General features: G+C 66.6%; 12 protein-coding genes and 2 tRNA genes. 1 reads left to right on the top strand and 13 read right to left on the bottom strand.

All coding sequences use genetic code 11. From position 1 onward, the window contains the following. Positions 1–164: 164 nt before the first annotated feature. Both AC16DP_RS20025 and AC16DP_RS20020 read right to left on the bottom strand, forming a co-directional pair. Positions 165–1,169, bottom strand: coding sequence for a DUF2169 family type VI secretion system accessory protein (locus AC16DP_RS20025; RefSeq protein WP_329726526.1), 1,005 nt, complete (start codon positions 1,167–1,169; stop codon positions 165–167). Positions 1,170–1,288: 119 nt separating this feature from the next. After that, positions 1,289–2,584, bottom strand: coding sequence for a TIGR02270 family protein (locus AC16DP_RS20020; RefSeq protein ID WP_329726525.1), 1,296 nt, complete (start codon positions 2,582–2,584; stop codon positions 1,289–1,291). 124 nt (positions 2,585–2,708) lie between these two features. On the opposite strand from AC16DP_RS20020, the gene AC16DP_RS20015 reads away from it, so the two are divergent. Then, entirely contained in the window at positions 2,709–3,077 is a 369-nt protein-coding gene (locus tag AC16DP_RS20015) for a zinc-binding metallopeptidase family protein (protein ID WP_329726524.1), read from the top strand. Between the two features lie 179 nt (positions 3,078–3,256). Here AC16DP_RS20015 and AC16DP_RS20010 read toward each other — a convergent pair. The 11 genes from AC16DP_RS20010 to AC16DP_RS19960 all read right to left on the bottom strand — a co-directional run bounded on the left by AC16DP_RS20010 (position 3,257) and on the right by AC16DP_RS19960 (position 13,282). After that, a tRNA-Pro gene (locus tag AC16DP_RS20010) sits at positions 3,257–3,333 on the bottom strand. Between the two features lie 99 nt (positions 3,334–3,432). Next, entirely contained in the window at positions 3,433–3,867 is a 435-nt protein-coding gene (locus AC16DP_RS20005) for an integration host factor subunit alpha (protein WP_047857556.1), read from the bottom strand. A 110-nt stretch (positions 3,868–3,977) separates the two neighbouring features. Further along, positions 3,978–6,389 (bottom strand): phenylalanine--tRNA ligase subunit beta, encoded by a 2,412-nt coding sequence (gene pheT / locus AC16DP_RS20000; protein WP_329726523.1) that lies wholly within the window; start codon positions 6,387–6,389, stop codon positions 3,978–3,980. After that, positions 6,389–7,438: a phenylalanine--tRNA ligase subunit alpha gene (gene pheS / locus AC16DP_RS19995; protein ID WP_329726522.1), complete on the bottom strand. Its 1,050-nt coding sequence runs from the start codon at positions 7,436–7,438 to the stop codon at positions 6,389–6,391. The genes pheT and pheS overlap by 1 nt, the downstream gene beginning before the upstream one ends. A gap of 153 nt (positions 7,439–7,591) precedes the next feature. Continuing rightward, positions 7,592–7,939: a 50S ribosomal protein L20 gene (gene rplT, locus AC16DP_RS19990; RefSeq protein WP_047857553.1), complete on the bottom strand. Its 348-nt coding sequence runs from the start codon at positions 7,937–7,939 to the stop codon at positions 7,592–7,594. A gap of 87 nt (positions 7,940–8,026) precedes the next feature. Continuing rightward, positions 8,027–8,236, bottom strand: a complete 210-nt coding sequence (gene rpmI / locus AC16DP_RS19985; RefSeq protein ID WP_043407585.1) for a 50S ribosomal protein L35 — start codon at positions 8,234–8,236, stop codon at positions 8,027–8,029. Between the two features lie 95 nt (positions 8,237–8,331). Then, positions 8,332–9,081, bottom strand: a complete 750-nt coding sequence (gene infC / locus AC16DP_RS19980; protein WP_329726521.1) for a translation initiation factor IF-3 — start codon at positions 9,079–9,081, stop codon at positions 8,332–8,334. Between the two features lie 61 nt (positions 9,082–9,142). After that, on the bottom strand, positions 9,143–11,071 hold the full coding sequence (gene thrS, locus AC16DP_RS19975; protein ID WP_329726520.1) for a threonine--tRNA ligase: 1,929 nt from the start codon (positions 11,069–11,071) through the stop codon (positions 9,143–9,145). A gap of 74 nt (positions 11,072–11,145) precedes the next feature. After that, positions 11,146–11,217: transfer RNA gene (locus AC16DP_RS19970), tRNA-Val, on the bottom strand. Between the two features lie 88 nt (positions 11,218–11,305). After that, positions 11,306–12,028 (bottom strand): uracil-DNA glycosylase, encoded by a 723-nt coding sequence (locus AC16DP_RS19965; protein ID WP_329726519.1) that lies wholly within the window; start codon positions 12,026–12,028, stop codon positions 11,306–11,308. Positions 12,029–12,109: 81 nt separating this feature from the next. After that, positions 12,110–13,282, bottom strand: coding sequence for an AI-2E family transporter (locus tag AC16DP_RS19960; protein WP_414640676.1), 1,173 nt, complete (start codon positions 13,280–13,282; stop codon positions 12,110–12,112). Positions 13,283–13,287: the final 5 nt, after the last annotated feature.

Below are 13,287 nucleotides of genomic sequence, written 5' to 3'. Positions count from 1 at the left end.
AATCATGAAGGGGTGTTGTTGGATCCGGCATATCCCGGCGCGAACCGCCATGGCTGAGGGGTAAGCACTGAGCCCCACAGGAGTCCGCGCCCCCAACCCGATAATGCAGGTCTGAGTGCCCACTGCTTCACCTCGGCCGAGACCGGAAGCCCGGTTGTGGAGAGTCACACATAGCGCTTCTCGATGATCCGGGTGGAATCGATGTTGTCAATGTCATGATGACACGACAGGGTGCTGTGCCAGACCATGATCAATCTTGAGTGATCGGGTTCGATCACAACTGTATTGAGTTTGGCGTGATGTGTGAGGCTCCGCCGTCCGATGTGCGTGGTGAAGGTGAAGTAGCGCTTCGGAAGATCGAACTGCAAAGCGCCGCTTGGTGTCAAATTCACCAGAGCAATGCGCTCGCCGCCGCGCAGCGGGGGATCGAACTGTTGATCGACGGGAGCGCATTGAAGGAATTGTGGATCATAGTCGGCCGGCAGCAACGGCTTTTGAGTCCTCACCCACTGATCGTCATAGGTGCCCTGATACCGGCTCCTCGGTTCCCAGTAACTGCAGAGCGCTCCGAATCCGGCAGGCCCCTTTTCCAGCGGCTCAGTCGGAAGTTCTATATTAGGAAGCGGCTTGCCCAAGCGGTGCCCGTCACTGGTACAGAAGCCCGTGCCTACTGGATTGCGCTGATCAAGACGGTGTTTGGCTGGCTCGGGATCCTCCCGGTCATATCCGCCGTAGGCGCGCTCAAAAATGATCGGCATCCGCACGAAGGGCAGTGGGGACGTTGGCACCAACTGCCGTACAAGGTTCCGCTCCCACTTGCGATCGCCGCGGATCAGAAGCGCCTTCTGTCCGCAGGGCGTCCTGATGCCCACCAAGAGCTCGGTGCAGGGCTGACCGCGTTGCGCATAGGCCGTGGCGTTGAGATAGAGGTCCGTGCGGGGCTTAGCAGCGATCAAATCCTGCTCGTAGATCAGACTCGACTCCCCCTCTTTCCCGCGGTACTCGGGAGCCAGTTTGGGCTCTACCTGTTGGTCCGCAATATCGATCGCCCCCCCGTTTCCAATGTGGAATGTACCCTTGACAACCACGACCCAATGTTTTTCGCCACGTTTATCGATGGTGACGATCGAGGCAGCGGCAAATGGTGTGTGGTTGCGGATCTCCCACATGCGACGGCCCTCGGTTGATGAGCAGCAGCGTGGAGACTGTAGGTAAGGAAGAGAGATAGGTCAATCGCATCTGGGCGTGAGAAAATATGGAGCGCAACCGTGTGAGACGGGCTCCTACGTCAAGCCCCGAAAAGGCTTGTGAACGGACTTATCGAGAAACTCGTACGTCCGGCCAGGGCTGCCTCCAGTTCCGCGTGCTGCCTGCCAGTGAAGGCCCTCGTCTGGATGTCATGCGCACCTCGACTTCGGATTGACAGTTCCAACGCGAGCACGTGACGGCGTCGCATCGACTCGCGCCCGATTGCCGTCAAGAGACCCGCAGCGTCGAGTTTGCTCCCTCGAAGGTAACGGACACCACGTTCGAAGTTCTTCCGAGCCTGCTGCCACCAGTTCTCAACGGCATCGCGGATCGGCACAGGAAGGCTCGCCTCCGGCGATGGCAGCAGATTGGCATCCAAATCCTCCTGTTCTAACGGAACTAGAGCCTCCTCCTCCTCCTCCACTATCTTTTGGTACTCCCCTTCCAACTTCAGTCCCGTGATGGCCGAGAACGCTTCGCCAGCCAAGGCCGCTGCTTTGGTGTCCTCCATCCATTCCAGACACGCATCCGCAGCAATAACCTGTCCGCTGAATCCAAGCGCCCAGAGCACATCGGGCCTCAATTCTGGCTTGCGCAGCAAGCTGACCAGCCACTCCGTTTCTCGCTCGTCTCCGCCGAGCGCTAGCACGACTAAGCACTGCCGGTGACCTGCTCCTCTCTCTTCGGCCACCTTGCGGCACGTCTTCCATGCCATGCGAGTCCCTAAGACAAGCCCCGCCATGATGGCGGCCCCGCGCACTCCGGGGTGCGAATCCATGAGAAGTCGCGGCAGGAGGCCCATGACAAGATCCCGGGGAAGAGCCCGCGCAGCGCGCAGTGCGGCGATCAAATGCTCGGCATCATCATGGTAAAGCCACTGCTTCCTTATCTCTGGAGGAACTACTCCGCGGAATGCCAGCACCTGAAATGCCAGGAGCCGCAAGGCCCTATCATCCGCCGCAAGACGTTTGAGCAGCACTGCTTCCAGCCCATTGCGCCTGCTCAGTTCCAGCGCGCGTCCTACGGCCGCGCGCTGCACATCGTCGCCTGAGTCGAGCACCCACAGGATCTCCTTGAGTCCCCGCTCCCCGTTGTTGGCGAGTAGCGCCAAAGCCGAGGCAGAGATCCGCTCGGCCTCGTCTGTGTGCAGGCCTGGTAGCAACAACTCGTTCACGGCACTTTCGCCTCCCACTACCAACCCATCCAGATGGACCAGCAGCCGCTCCTCACGCTTCGCGGTATCCGACAGGTTGCAGTCGGCAGCCACGAGAGCTCGCTCCCACTGAGACCAGAGGAACGTCGCCTCGTCGAGGTGCTCCTCCAAAACGTCCATCATCACGGGTTTCATGCCGCAGTGAGCATAAGTCGAGTGTGTGCCCACTTGCGAGCGGCGGACGGGTGCGGAGATGTAGAGGCAATACACCGAGGCCGATACGTACAATGTACCGGCCTTTGGTGATATGTTCCGACGTCTCATTGCCCTGACCCCGAAGCTGCAGAACAACCCTGGCGAGGGACTGGTGCCAGAGCAGTGGCTGGCCGCCCAGGTGGCGCTGGACACGCTGGCGTCGCACCTTCAAAGCGGATTCATCCAGGCAGAGTCCCTGGATGCTCCCAGCAACCAGCCCCCCCCCTGCGTGGTGCTCACCGTGAAGGGCCGCAACGCCGGTGTCGGGGCGCTGGGCTTCATGGGCGGGCACTTCGACGTCGTGCCCGCGGACGAGAAGGACATAACCCCGTCGTGCTGTCGACTTCCTCGCCCGGAAGCGCCCCAGCTTCGAGCTCGCGCTCAACGCGGTGCGAGGGCATGTGCTCGCGTCCGAAATTGAGGCTGTGCTGCGCGCTCTGACCTCGGGCGACGCCTTGCTCGCTGCACTTCCATGCGCTGCGCCACACGACCGCTAGCTCACCGAGGCCGTTCTCCACGGCCTGTTTCGCGGGAGTCCGGGAGCCCAAAAAAAACGAAGGCCCTGGAGCCCACCTTGCGGTGAAACTCCAGGGCCTTCTTTGGTCGGGGCGACTGGATTTGAACCAGCGACCACTTGCACCCCAAGCAAGTGCGCTACCAGGCTGCGCTACGCCCCGTTGCGGCGTCTCGTCGGCGTTCCCGTCGGCGAGATGGGCTGCCTTATGCCGTCACCCGAACCACAGGTCAAGCACGAGATCGGGCGGCCCTTCAAAAACTCACTCGGCCTTGGCCTTCATTCCTCCGGCCGAGGCCTTGTACTCCTCGACCTCCTCCAGCTCCTCGTCCAGATCCTCGGGATCCAGGCCAGCGGCCTCGGCCGCGTCGGCGGCGGCGTCCTCGGCGGCGTCCAGCTCCGAGTGGTTCTCGGGAATCTGCTCGCCGTTGAGGGCGGCCTTGAGGACCGCGCTCGGCCGGAAGGTCAGCACGCGGCGGGCCGAGATCTCGATCTCCCTGCCGGTCTGCGGGTTGCGGCCCACGCGCGCCTTCTTCTGGCGCACCTGGAAGTTGCCGAACCCCGAGATCTTGATCTTGTCCCCGCGCTCCAACGTTTCCTTGAAGGTGTCGAAGACGAGCTCGACGATCTCCGCCGACTCCTTCTTGGAGAAGCCGACCTTCTCGTAGACCCCTTCGATGATGTCCGCCTTGGTCATGCGAGTACCTTCGCGCCCCTCTCTGCGGTGAACCCGGCGGACTGTGACAGCCTTCCCTGACAGCTGTCAACCCACCGGTTTCACTCAGGTTTTCGCGCGAACCCACCACGTCAGGTCCGCAGGGCACCACCCAGGCGCTGGTTGACCTCGGAGATGATGCGCTGGTGGGCGGCCGTCACGTCCGCGTCCGTGAGCGTGCGCTCGGGCGAGCGGTACCGGATGGCGTAGGCCAGGTTCTTGTGGCCCTCGGGGATGGGCTTGCCGGTGTAGACGTCGAAGATGAGGGCGTCCTCCACCAGGGGGCCACCGACCTCGAGGATGACGCGGCGGACCTCGTCGTTCTGGAGGGACAGGGGCACCACGACGGCCAGATCCCGGAGCACCGCCGGGAAGCGCGGCAGGCCCTGGTACTCGGGCACCAGGCGGGAGGCGGCGTACAGGGGCGCCGTGTCCACCTCGAAGACGAAGACGTCGCGGGGCAGGTCCAGGGCCTTGGTGACGCGCGGGTGCAACTCGCCCACGTGGCCGAGCACGGTGCCATCGGCCAGCTCCACCCGGGCGCAGGCGCGGGGGTGGTAGGCGGGAGCCTCGGCGGGGACGAAGCGGACGCCGTCCACATGGAGCGCGTGCAGCACGGCCTCCAGGGCGCCCTTGGCGTCATAGAAGTCCGCCCGGGCGTCCTTCTGCGTCCACGTCCGGCCGCCACGCAGGCCCCACACGAGACCTCCCAGACGGTGCACCTCGCGAGCGGCGGGACGCTGGCCCTGACCACCCTCGGGATCCTGGAAGTAGGCGCGGCCCGTCTCGTAGAGGGCCACGGACTCCACCTGGTGACGGACGCTGCGGGAGAGGTTCTCCAGCAGGCCCGGCAGCAGGCTGGTGCGCATCACCGACTGCTCCACGCTCAGCGGGTTGAGGAGCGTGACGGGCTTGTCCTTCCCGCCCAGCACCTCCAGGGAGCGCGGCGCGACGAAGGAGTAGTTCACCACCTCGCTCAGCCCCACGCCGGAGAGGGCCTGGCGGACGCGGCGCTCGGCCTCGGCGGTGGCCGGCTCGGGGCCCAGCTCGGCGAGGCCACGGGGCAGCTTCGCGGGGATGTTGTCGTAGCCGTAGACGCGGGCGAGCTCCTCCATGAGGTCCTCCTCGCGCTCCACGTCCACGCGGGCGCGGGGCACCTCGAAGACCGTCTGCCCATTCCCTTCCCCCACCGACAGGAAGCCGAGGGTGCTGAGAATGCGCCGGCACTCGGCCTCGGGGATGGCCACGCCCAACACCTTCTCTACGCGGCCGTAGCGCAGCGTCACGCGGCGAGGCGGCTGGATGTTCGGGTGCACGTCGATGCGGCCCGGGGCCACGGTGCCACCGGCCAACTCGGCGATGAGGGCCGAGGCCCGATCCAGCGCGGGGATGACGGCGTCGAGGTCCGCGCCGCGCTCGAAGCGGTGCGAGGCCTCGGTGTGCAGGCCGTGGCGCTTGGAGGTGCGGCGGATGCTCGAGGGCTGGAAGTGGGCGGACTCGAGCAGCACGCGCGTGGTGCCCGCGCTGACCTCGCTGTCCTGGCCGCCCATGACGCCGGCGAGGGCCTGGGCCCGGTCGCGGTCACAGATGAGCAGGTCCTCGGGAGACAGCGCCCGCTCCTTGCCGTCGAGCGTGGTCATCTTCTCGCCCGGCTTCGCGGTGCGGACGATGATCTCCTGACCGGCCACCTTGTCCAGGTCGAAGGCGTGCAGCGGCTGGCCGTACTCGAGGAGGACGAAGTTGGTGACGTCCACCACGTTGCTGATGGGGCGCACGCCGCAGGCCTTGAGCCGGTCCTGGAGCCACTGGGGCGAGGGACCGATCTTCACGTTCTCGATGACGCGGGCGGCGTAGCGCGGGCAGCGCACCGGGTCCTCGACGCGCACCTTCGCCTTCTCGGAGGCGGGGGCGCCGGACTCGGCGAGCTTCGGCTGGGGCGGACGCAGGGTGCCGCCGGTGGCCACGGCTACCTCGCGGGCCACGCCCAGGTGCGACAGGGCATCCGGACGGTTGGGGGTGACGTTCACCTCCAGCACCACGTCATCCATCCCGAGCGCCTGGGCGATGGGCGTTCCCGGCTTCAGGTCCTGCGGGAGGATGAGCAGGCCGGAGGACTCCTCGGAGATGCCCAGCTCCTTGGCGGAGCAGAGCATGCCGAAGCTGTCCACGCCGCGCAGGGGGGCCTGCTTGATCTCCACGCCATTGGGCAGCTTCGTGCCGAGGGTGGCCAGCGGCACCTTGTCGCCGACCTTGAAGTTCTTGGCGCCGCAGACGACCTGCAGCAGCTCCGGGCCGCCCATGTCGATCTTCGTCACGGACAGCTTGTCCGCGTTGGGGTGCTGGACGGACTCCTTGATCTGCGCCACCACCACGCCGCGCAGACCCTCGCCGGGGCGCTCCAGGCCCTCGATCTCCAGACCCACGGCGGTCAGCTTGCGCGCCAGTTCGTCGGCGCTCGCCGGGAGCGCCACATAGTCACCGAGCCACTTGACCGAGATCTTCATCAGAACTGCTCCAGGAAGCGCGCGTCGTTCTCGAACATCATCCGCAGGTCGTCGATCCGGTAGCGCAGCATGGCGATGCGCTCCACGCCCATGCCGAACGCGTACCCGGAGACCTCGTTGGGGTCATAGCCGCTGTACTTGAAGACGTTGGGGTGCACCGAGCCGCTGCCGAGCACCTCCAGCCAGCCGGTCTGCTTGCAGATGCGGCAGCCCTTGCCGCCGCACGAGGTGCAGGAGATGTCCACCTCGGCCGAGGGCTCGGTGAAGGGGAAGAAGGACGGGCGGAAGCGCGTGCGCGTGTCCGAGCCGAAGAAGGCCTTCACGAAGGCATCCAGGGTGCCCTTGAGCTCGGCGAAGCTGACGTCCTTGTCCACCAGCAGCCCTTCCACCTGGTGGAACATGGGCGTGTGGGTGATGTCCGAGTCACGCCGGTAGACGCGGCCGGGCATGACGGCGCGGAAGGGCGGCTTGCGGTTGAGCATGAAGCGCACCTGCACCGGGGACGTGTGCGTGCGCAGCAGCGGCGAGCTGTCCGCCTTCTTCGCGTGGCCGAGCGAGGACTCGTCCACGTAGAAGGTGTCCTGCATGTCGCGCGCGGGGTGATCCTTCGGGAGGTTGAGCGCCTCGAAGTTGTAGTAGTCGAGCTCGATCTCCGGCCCGTGGGCCACCTCGAAGCCGAGCCGCTGGAAGGTGCGGACGATCTCCTCCATCGTCCGGGACACCGGGTGGCGGCTGCCGGGCCTGGCGGCGCGGCCGGGCAGCGTCACGTCCAGCCTGGGGCCGCGCAGCTCGGCTTCCAGAGCCGCGTCCTCCGCGCGCTGGACGGCCTCGGCGAGGAGCTTCTCGATCTCCGCCTTGACCTGGTTGGCCACCTCGCCGAGGGCGCGGCGCTCGTCGGGGGGCAGCTTGCCCATCCCTCCGAGGACACCGGACAGCTCGCCCTTCTTGCCGAGGTAGCGGATTCGGAGCGCCTCGACGGCGGACGGCTCCGAGGCGACGGAGATCTCCCGCCGCGCCGCGTCCGCGAGTGCCTGCAAGCGATCTCGCATGGGGACTTCGCCTCCCTTTTCCCGGCCGGGCCGGGGCCAAAAAAAAGGGCCGCCCTGGGGGCAGCCCGTTTCAAACCCGCGAGTGGCAGCGGCCTTCACAGGAAGACCGCGGCCGCTCACTTTCGAGGCCGGCTTCAGGGCCGGCCGTCACACTCAGGCCGCCTTCGCGATGTTGGCGACAGCGGCAAAACCGGCGGGATCCACGATGGCCATCTCGGACAGGACCTTGCGATCCAGGGCGATCTTGTTCTTGGCCAGGCCGGCGATCAGCCGCGAGTAGGACAGGCCCACGGTGCGGGCGGCCGCGTTGATGCGGACGATCCACAGCGAGCGGAAGTTCCGCTTGCGGACGGCGCGATCACGGCTGGCGTAATCGAGCGCGCGCTCCACGGCCTGGTTGGCCCGCTTGTAGCAGTTCTTGCGGCGGCCGCGGTAACCCTTGGCCAGTTTCAGAATCCGATTACGACGGCGACGAGCCTTGAAACCCTTCTTGACGCGCATTGCTGACTCCTGACTGCTGCGAGGTGTTTGAAAACCCCCGGCTCCGGTTGTTCACCGCACCGACAGGGCCCTCTTGACTGCGTACGGCTAGTTCGCCCCGTAGGGGAACATCTCCTTGACGACCTTCTTGCCATCCATGTCCTTCAGATGGCCGGTGCCACGGTGATCGCGCTTGAGCTTCTGGCTCTTGGCGTGGGTGAAGAGGTGCTTGCCGAAGGCCTTGCCGAACTTCACCTTGCCGGTCTTCTTCACCTGGAAGCGCTTCTTGGCGCCGCTACGGGTCTTCAACTTGGGCATCTTGCGGTTCCTTCCTTCAACTACCCATCCGCCGCAGCGAATCGCCGTCAGCGTGTGTCAGGGCTGACGGCTTGGAAGCCGCCAGCCGGGTCCAACTATTTCGCGCCCTCGGCCTGCGCCGGAGCGCTTGCCGTGGGAGCAGGCACCGGGGCCTGAGCCGCCGCCTGCTGACCTTCGGGCCTGGCAGAGCCCGCCACCTCGTTCTTCTTCCCGCCCTCGCCCTTCTCGCTCTTCTCCGCCGCCGCCGCCTGCTGCCGGGCCATCTCCCTCGCCCGGGCCGCCACCTTCGGGTTCGGGGCGATGATCATGAACATCTGCCGCCCTTCCAGCCTCGGCATCTGCTCCACCACCGCCACGTCCTTCAAATCCTTGACCACGTCATCCAGGATGGCCGAGCCCAGTTCCTTGTGCGTGATCTCCCGGCCACGGAACATGATCGTGACCTTGGCCTTGTTCCCCTCCTCGAGGAAGCGGCGCACGTTGCGGACCTTGAACTCGTAATCGTGCTCCTCGGTCTTGGGACGGAGCTTGATCTCCTTCAGGTGGACGACGACCTGCTTCTTCTTCGCTTCCGAGGCTCGCTTCTTCTCCTCATACTTGAACTTGCCGTAGTCCATGATCTTGCAGACTGGCGGCTTGGCCATGGGGTTGACCTCGACGAGGTCCATCCCCGCGGACTGAGCCCGATCCAGCGCTGCTTCGATCGGCAGGACTCCTAGTTGCTCGCCCTCAGGTCCTACAACGCGGACCTCGCGAGCGCGAATACGGCGGTTCGTTCTTTGGTCGCGAGCGATGTGACTCCCTCCAGATCGTGGGAGTAGGTACTCCCCTCTGAAGGGGGGCAAGATACTTGCCAGCGATAGGGAGTCAAGGGGTGATCATGACCCAGGACCCCCCCGAGGGGCCTCACGGCCAGGCGGCCTCCTTCTCCAGGAGGGCCTCGAAGGCCTCCAGTTTCATGGTCTTGAGGTCCTCGCCGCCGTAGCGACGGGGGGACACGCCCCCGCCCTCGACCTCGGTGTCGCCGATGACCAGGGTGAAGGGGATCTTCTGGAGCTGGGCGTCGCGGATCTTCGCGTTGAGGGTGAGGCCGCGCTCGTCGAAGTCCACCCGGTAGCCCTTGGCGCGGAGCTGGTCGCGCACCTTGAGGGCGTAGTCCTTCTGGCGGTCCGCCACGGTGACGAGCACGGCCTGCACGGGGGCCAGCCACGCGGGGAAGGCACCGGCGAAGTGCTCGATGAGGATGGCGATGAAGCGCTCGAAGGAGCCGAAGATGGCGCGGTGGAGCACCACGGGGCGGTGCTCGGCGTTGTCGTCACCGATGTAGGTGAGATCGAAGCGCTCGGGGGCGAGGTAGTCGAGCTGGATGGTGCCCAGCTGCCACTTGCGGCCGATGCTGTCGGACACGTCGAAGTCGATCTTCGGGCCGTAGAAGGCGCCGTCGCCGGGCTTGAGCTCGTACTCCAGGCCGAGCCCCTCCAGGGCGCTCTTGAGGCCGGCCTCGGCGCGATCCCACAGGGAGTCATCGCCGAGCCGCTTCTCGGGCCGGGTGGACAGCTTCACGGCGTAGGAGAGACCCACGGCCTTGTAGACGCGATCCAGCAGCTGCACGAAGCGCCGGACCTCGTCGGGGATCTGGCTCTCCATGCAGTAGATGTGGGCGTCGTCCTGGGCGAACTGGCGCACGCGGGTGAGGCCACCGAGCGAGCCGGCCGCCTCGTTGCGGTGGAGCACGTCCTGGGTGTGCAGGCGCAGGGGCAGGTCGCGGTAGCTGTGCTTCTTGAAGCCGTAGTACAGGTGATGACTCGGGCAGTTCATCGGCTTCAGCGAGAAGTCATGCTCCCCGGACTCGCTGTCGAGCACGAGGAACATGTTCTCCTTGTACTTGCCCCAGTGGCCGCTCGTCTCCCACAGGCCCTTGTTGTAGAGCAGCGGGGTCTTGATCTCGACGTAGCCCGTCTCGCTCGTCATGCGGCGCATGAAGGCGGCCAGGGTGTTGTAGAGCGTGGTGCCCTTGGGGGTCCAGAAGGCCGCGCCCGGCGAGTACGGGTGGAAGTGGAAGAGATCCAGCTCCTTGCCCAGCTTGCGGTGATCGCGCTTGCGGGCCTCCTCCATCCGGTTGAGGTACTCCTGGAGCGCCTTCTTGTCGAAGAAGGCCGTGCCGTAGATGCGCTGGAGCATCGGGTTGCGATGGTCTCCGCGCCAGTACGCACCGCTGGTGGACAGCAGCTTGATGACGCCGATCTTCCCGGTGCTCGGAGCGTGGGGCCCGAGGCAGAAGTCCACCCAGTCGCCGTGGGTGTAGAGCGTGAGCGTCTTGGCGCCCTTGGCCGCGATGTCCTTGACGATCTCGACCTTGAACTTCTCGCCCTTGTCCTCGAAGAGCTTGATCGCCTCGTCCATGGAGATCTCCGTCCGGACGAAGGGCAGGTTGCTGGCGATCTCCTTGTTGGCCTCGGCCTCGATCTTCTCGAGGTCCTCGGGCGTGAAGGGCTTCTCGCGGAAGAAGTCGTAGTAGAAGCCCTCCTCCGTCGCGGGACCGATGGTCACCTGCGTGCCCGGGAAGAGGCGCTGCACGGCGCTGGCCACCACGTGGGCGGCGTCATGCCGGATGAGCTCCAGGCTCTCGGGGCTTTTGGAGGTGAAGATCTGCAGCTTCACGTCCTCGGTGAGCGGACGGGCCAGATCCATGTCCTGGCCGTTCACGCGCGCGAAGAGGGCGGCCTTGGCCAGGCCCGCCCCGATGCTGTCGCGCACGAAGTCCGCGATGGTCGTGCCCCGGGGTGCCTGCTTCTGGCTGCCATCGGGGAGGGTCACCGTGATCTGATCCGCCATGCGAGACCTCGGAAAAGAACGCGGGCGGCAGGCTCATCAGCCTTGCCGCCCGCAGTTGAAAACCCGTACTGAAGTGGGTCGTAGTGGGATCGAACCACTGACCCCTACCGTGTCAAGGTAGTGCTCTACCGCTGAGCTAACGACCCGTTCGCCGCCGCGACTGCCGCCGTCGAAGATGGGCGGGGAATACGATGGGCAGCCCGGAGCTGTCAAGGAAACACCGACATGGGTACGTCATGTTCCCTGGCGATTTTCGATCAGCACCCGGGCGCGGGCCATCACGGCGTCGAACATGGCGGGGGTGAGCCGGCCCGTCTGCGTGTTCTGCTGGCTCACGTGGTAGCAGCCCAACAGCACCGGGGCCCCCGGCAGGGCCAGCTCCGCCCCGTGTCCGAAGGACGGCCGCGGCGTGGGGATGGACACCCCCGCCCTCTCCAGCCAGGCGAGCGTCGCGTTCCAGGCTATGCCCCCCAGGGTCAGCACCACCTGGACGGGTAGCAGGGCCATCTCCCGGTCCAGGAAGGGGGCACACCGGGCCAGCTCCTCCGGCAGGGGCTTGTTGTCCGGCGGGGCGCACTTGCACGGCGCGACGATGTAGGCCCCCGTCAGCGCGAGGCCGTCGTCCTGGTGCTCGCTCCGGGGCTGGTTGGCGAAGCCCGCCCGGTGCAGCCCGGCGAAGAGGAAGTCCCCCGAGCGGTCCCCGGTGAACACCCGGCCCGTCCGGTTGGCCCCATGGGCCGCTGGCGCGAGTCCGAGGATGACCAGCTCCGCCTGGGGGTCCCCGAAGCCGGGCACCGGCCGGCCCCAGTACGTCCAGTCGCGGAAGGCCCGGCGCTTCTCCCGGGCCACCTGCTCGCGCCACTCCACCAACCGGGGGCAGGCCCGGCAGGTGATGATCTCGTCGTGAAGGCGCGCGAGCCCCGCCGCGCCCGTCCCTGGTGTCTTGCTCTTCGCCACGGTCCCCTTCCCTAGCGCCCCGCCCTACCCCTCCGCCACCGTCTACTCCACGGGACGGATTCGGGCCGGGTCGCGCGAGGCTCAGGGGCCAGGCTGCCCGCCCGTGTAGAGGCCGGTCCGCTTGTAGCGCTCCACCACCACGCTCCACACCACCTTGAGGATGGCCGTCGTGGGCACCGCCAGCAGGATGCCGGTGAAGCCGAACAGCTCTCCGAAGGCCAGGATGGCGATGATCACGGCCACCGACGAGAGGCCCACCTTGTCGCCCACCACCTTGGGGGTGATGAAGAGGCCCTCGGCCATCTGGCCCACCACGAAGGTGCCCGCCACCGCCGCGAGCTGCCACGGACCCTGCCAGGACAGCATCAGCCCCAGCCCCGCCAGCACCACCCCCAGCCCCGTCCCCAGGTAGGGCACCATGTTGCCGAACCCGGCGATGACGCCAATCACGATGGCCAGGTCGATGCGCGCGAACCACAGGCCCGTACCGTAGAGCACCGAGAGGATCGCCCCCACGGTGATCTGCCCGCGCACGAAGGCGGACAGGACGTCATCCACCTCGGAGAAGCGCCGGCTCACCAGCCCCACCGCCCGGCGCGGCACCAGGGCCTTCACCTTGCCCACCAGCTCCGGATAGTCCTGGAGGAAGAAGAAGCCCAGCACCGGCACCACCAGCAGGCCCAGCAACGTGGCCACCACCCGCGCCGTGTTGCCCGCGAAGCTCGCCACCAGCCGCGCCGCCGTGGGCCCCGCGCTCTGGAGGATCTCCGACGCCTGGGCCCCCAGCTCCGTCATGCGCTGGCGCAACAGCTCCGGCAACGGACGTCCCAGCAACGACTCCACCTGCGGCACCACCCGCTCGCTCGCCCGGCGGAAGAAGTCCGGCAGCTTCACCGCCTCCTCCCGGAACACCGGGATGAGGTAGAGCACCGCGCCGATCAGCAGCAGCAGGCTCCCGGTGAACACCACGCTCGTCCCCAGGGTGCGGTTGAGTCCCCGGCGCTCCATGGCGGTCACCAGCGGGTTGAGCACGTACGCCATGGCGAGCGCCAGCAGCACCGGCACCGCCACCCCGCCGAACACCGACAGCAGCGCGAACACCAGCGCCAGCGAGCCCACCATGGCCGCCGACCAGGCGAAATCCACCCGCCGCGCCTCGGCCTCCGAGAGCTCGCCCTCGGCGGGCGGTGGCTCCACGAGCAGGGGCTCCGGCCTCGGCTCGGGGGCCGGCCGTTGCTCCGCTTCGGTCTTCACCACGT

The sequence above is a fragment of the Archangium sp. genome (assembly GCF_057119385.1).
This window is presented reverse-complemented; position numbering and strand designations above follow the sequence as displayed.

What these genes read in the sequence shown, in the direction of transcription:
- AC16DP_RS20025 (WP_329726526.1), bottom strand. Translation starts at nt 1,169, where the DNA reads ATGTGGGAGATCCGCAACCACACACCATTTGCCGCTGCCTCGATCGTC.
- AC16DP_RS20020 (WP_329726525.1), bottom strand. Translation starts at nt 2,584, where the DNA reads ATGATGGACGTTTTGGAGGAGCACCTCGACGAGGCGACGTTCCTCTGG.
- AC16DP_RS20015 (WP_329726524.1), top strand. Translation starts at nt 2,709, where the DNA reads ATGTTCCGACGTCTCATTGCCCTGACCCCGAAGCTGCAGAACAACCCT.
- AC16DP_RS20005 (WP_047857556.1), bottom strand. Translation starts at nt 3,867, where the DNA reads ATGACCAAGGCGGACATCATCGAAGGGGTCTACGAGAAGGTCGGCTTC.
- pheT (WP_329726523.1), bottom strand. Translation starts at nt 6,389, where the DNA reads ATGAAGATCTCGGTCAAGTGGCTCGGTGACTATGTGGCGCTCCCGGCG.
- pheS (WP_329726522.1), bottom strand. Translation starts at nt 7,438, where the DNA reads ATGCGAGATCGCTTGCAGGCACTCGCGGACGCGGCGCGGCGGGAGATC.
- rplT (WP_047857553.1), bottom strand. Translation starts at nt 7,939, where the DNA reads ATGCGCGTCAAGAAGGGTTTCAAGGCTCGTCGCCGTCGTAATCGGATT.
- rpmI (WP_043407585.1), bottom strand. Translation starts at nt 8,236, where the DNA reads ATGCCCAAGTTGAAGACCCGTAGCGGCGCCAAGAAGCGCTTCCAGGTG.
- thrS (WP_329726520.1), bottom strand. Translation starts at nt 11,071, where the DNA reads ATGGCGGATCAGATCACGGTGACCCTCCCCGATGGCAGCCAGAAGCAG.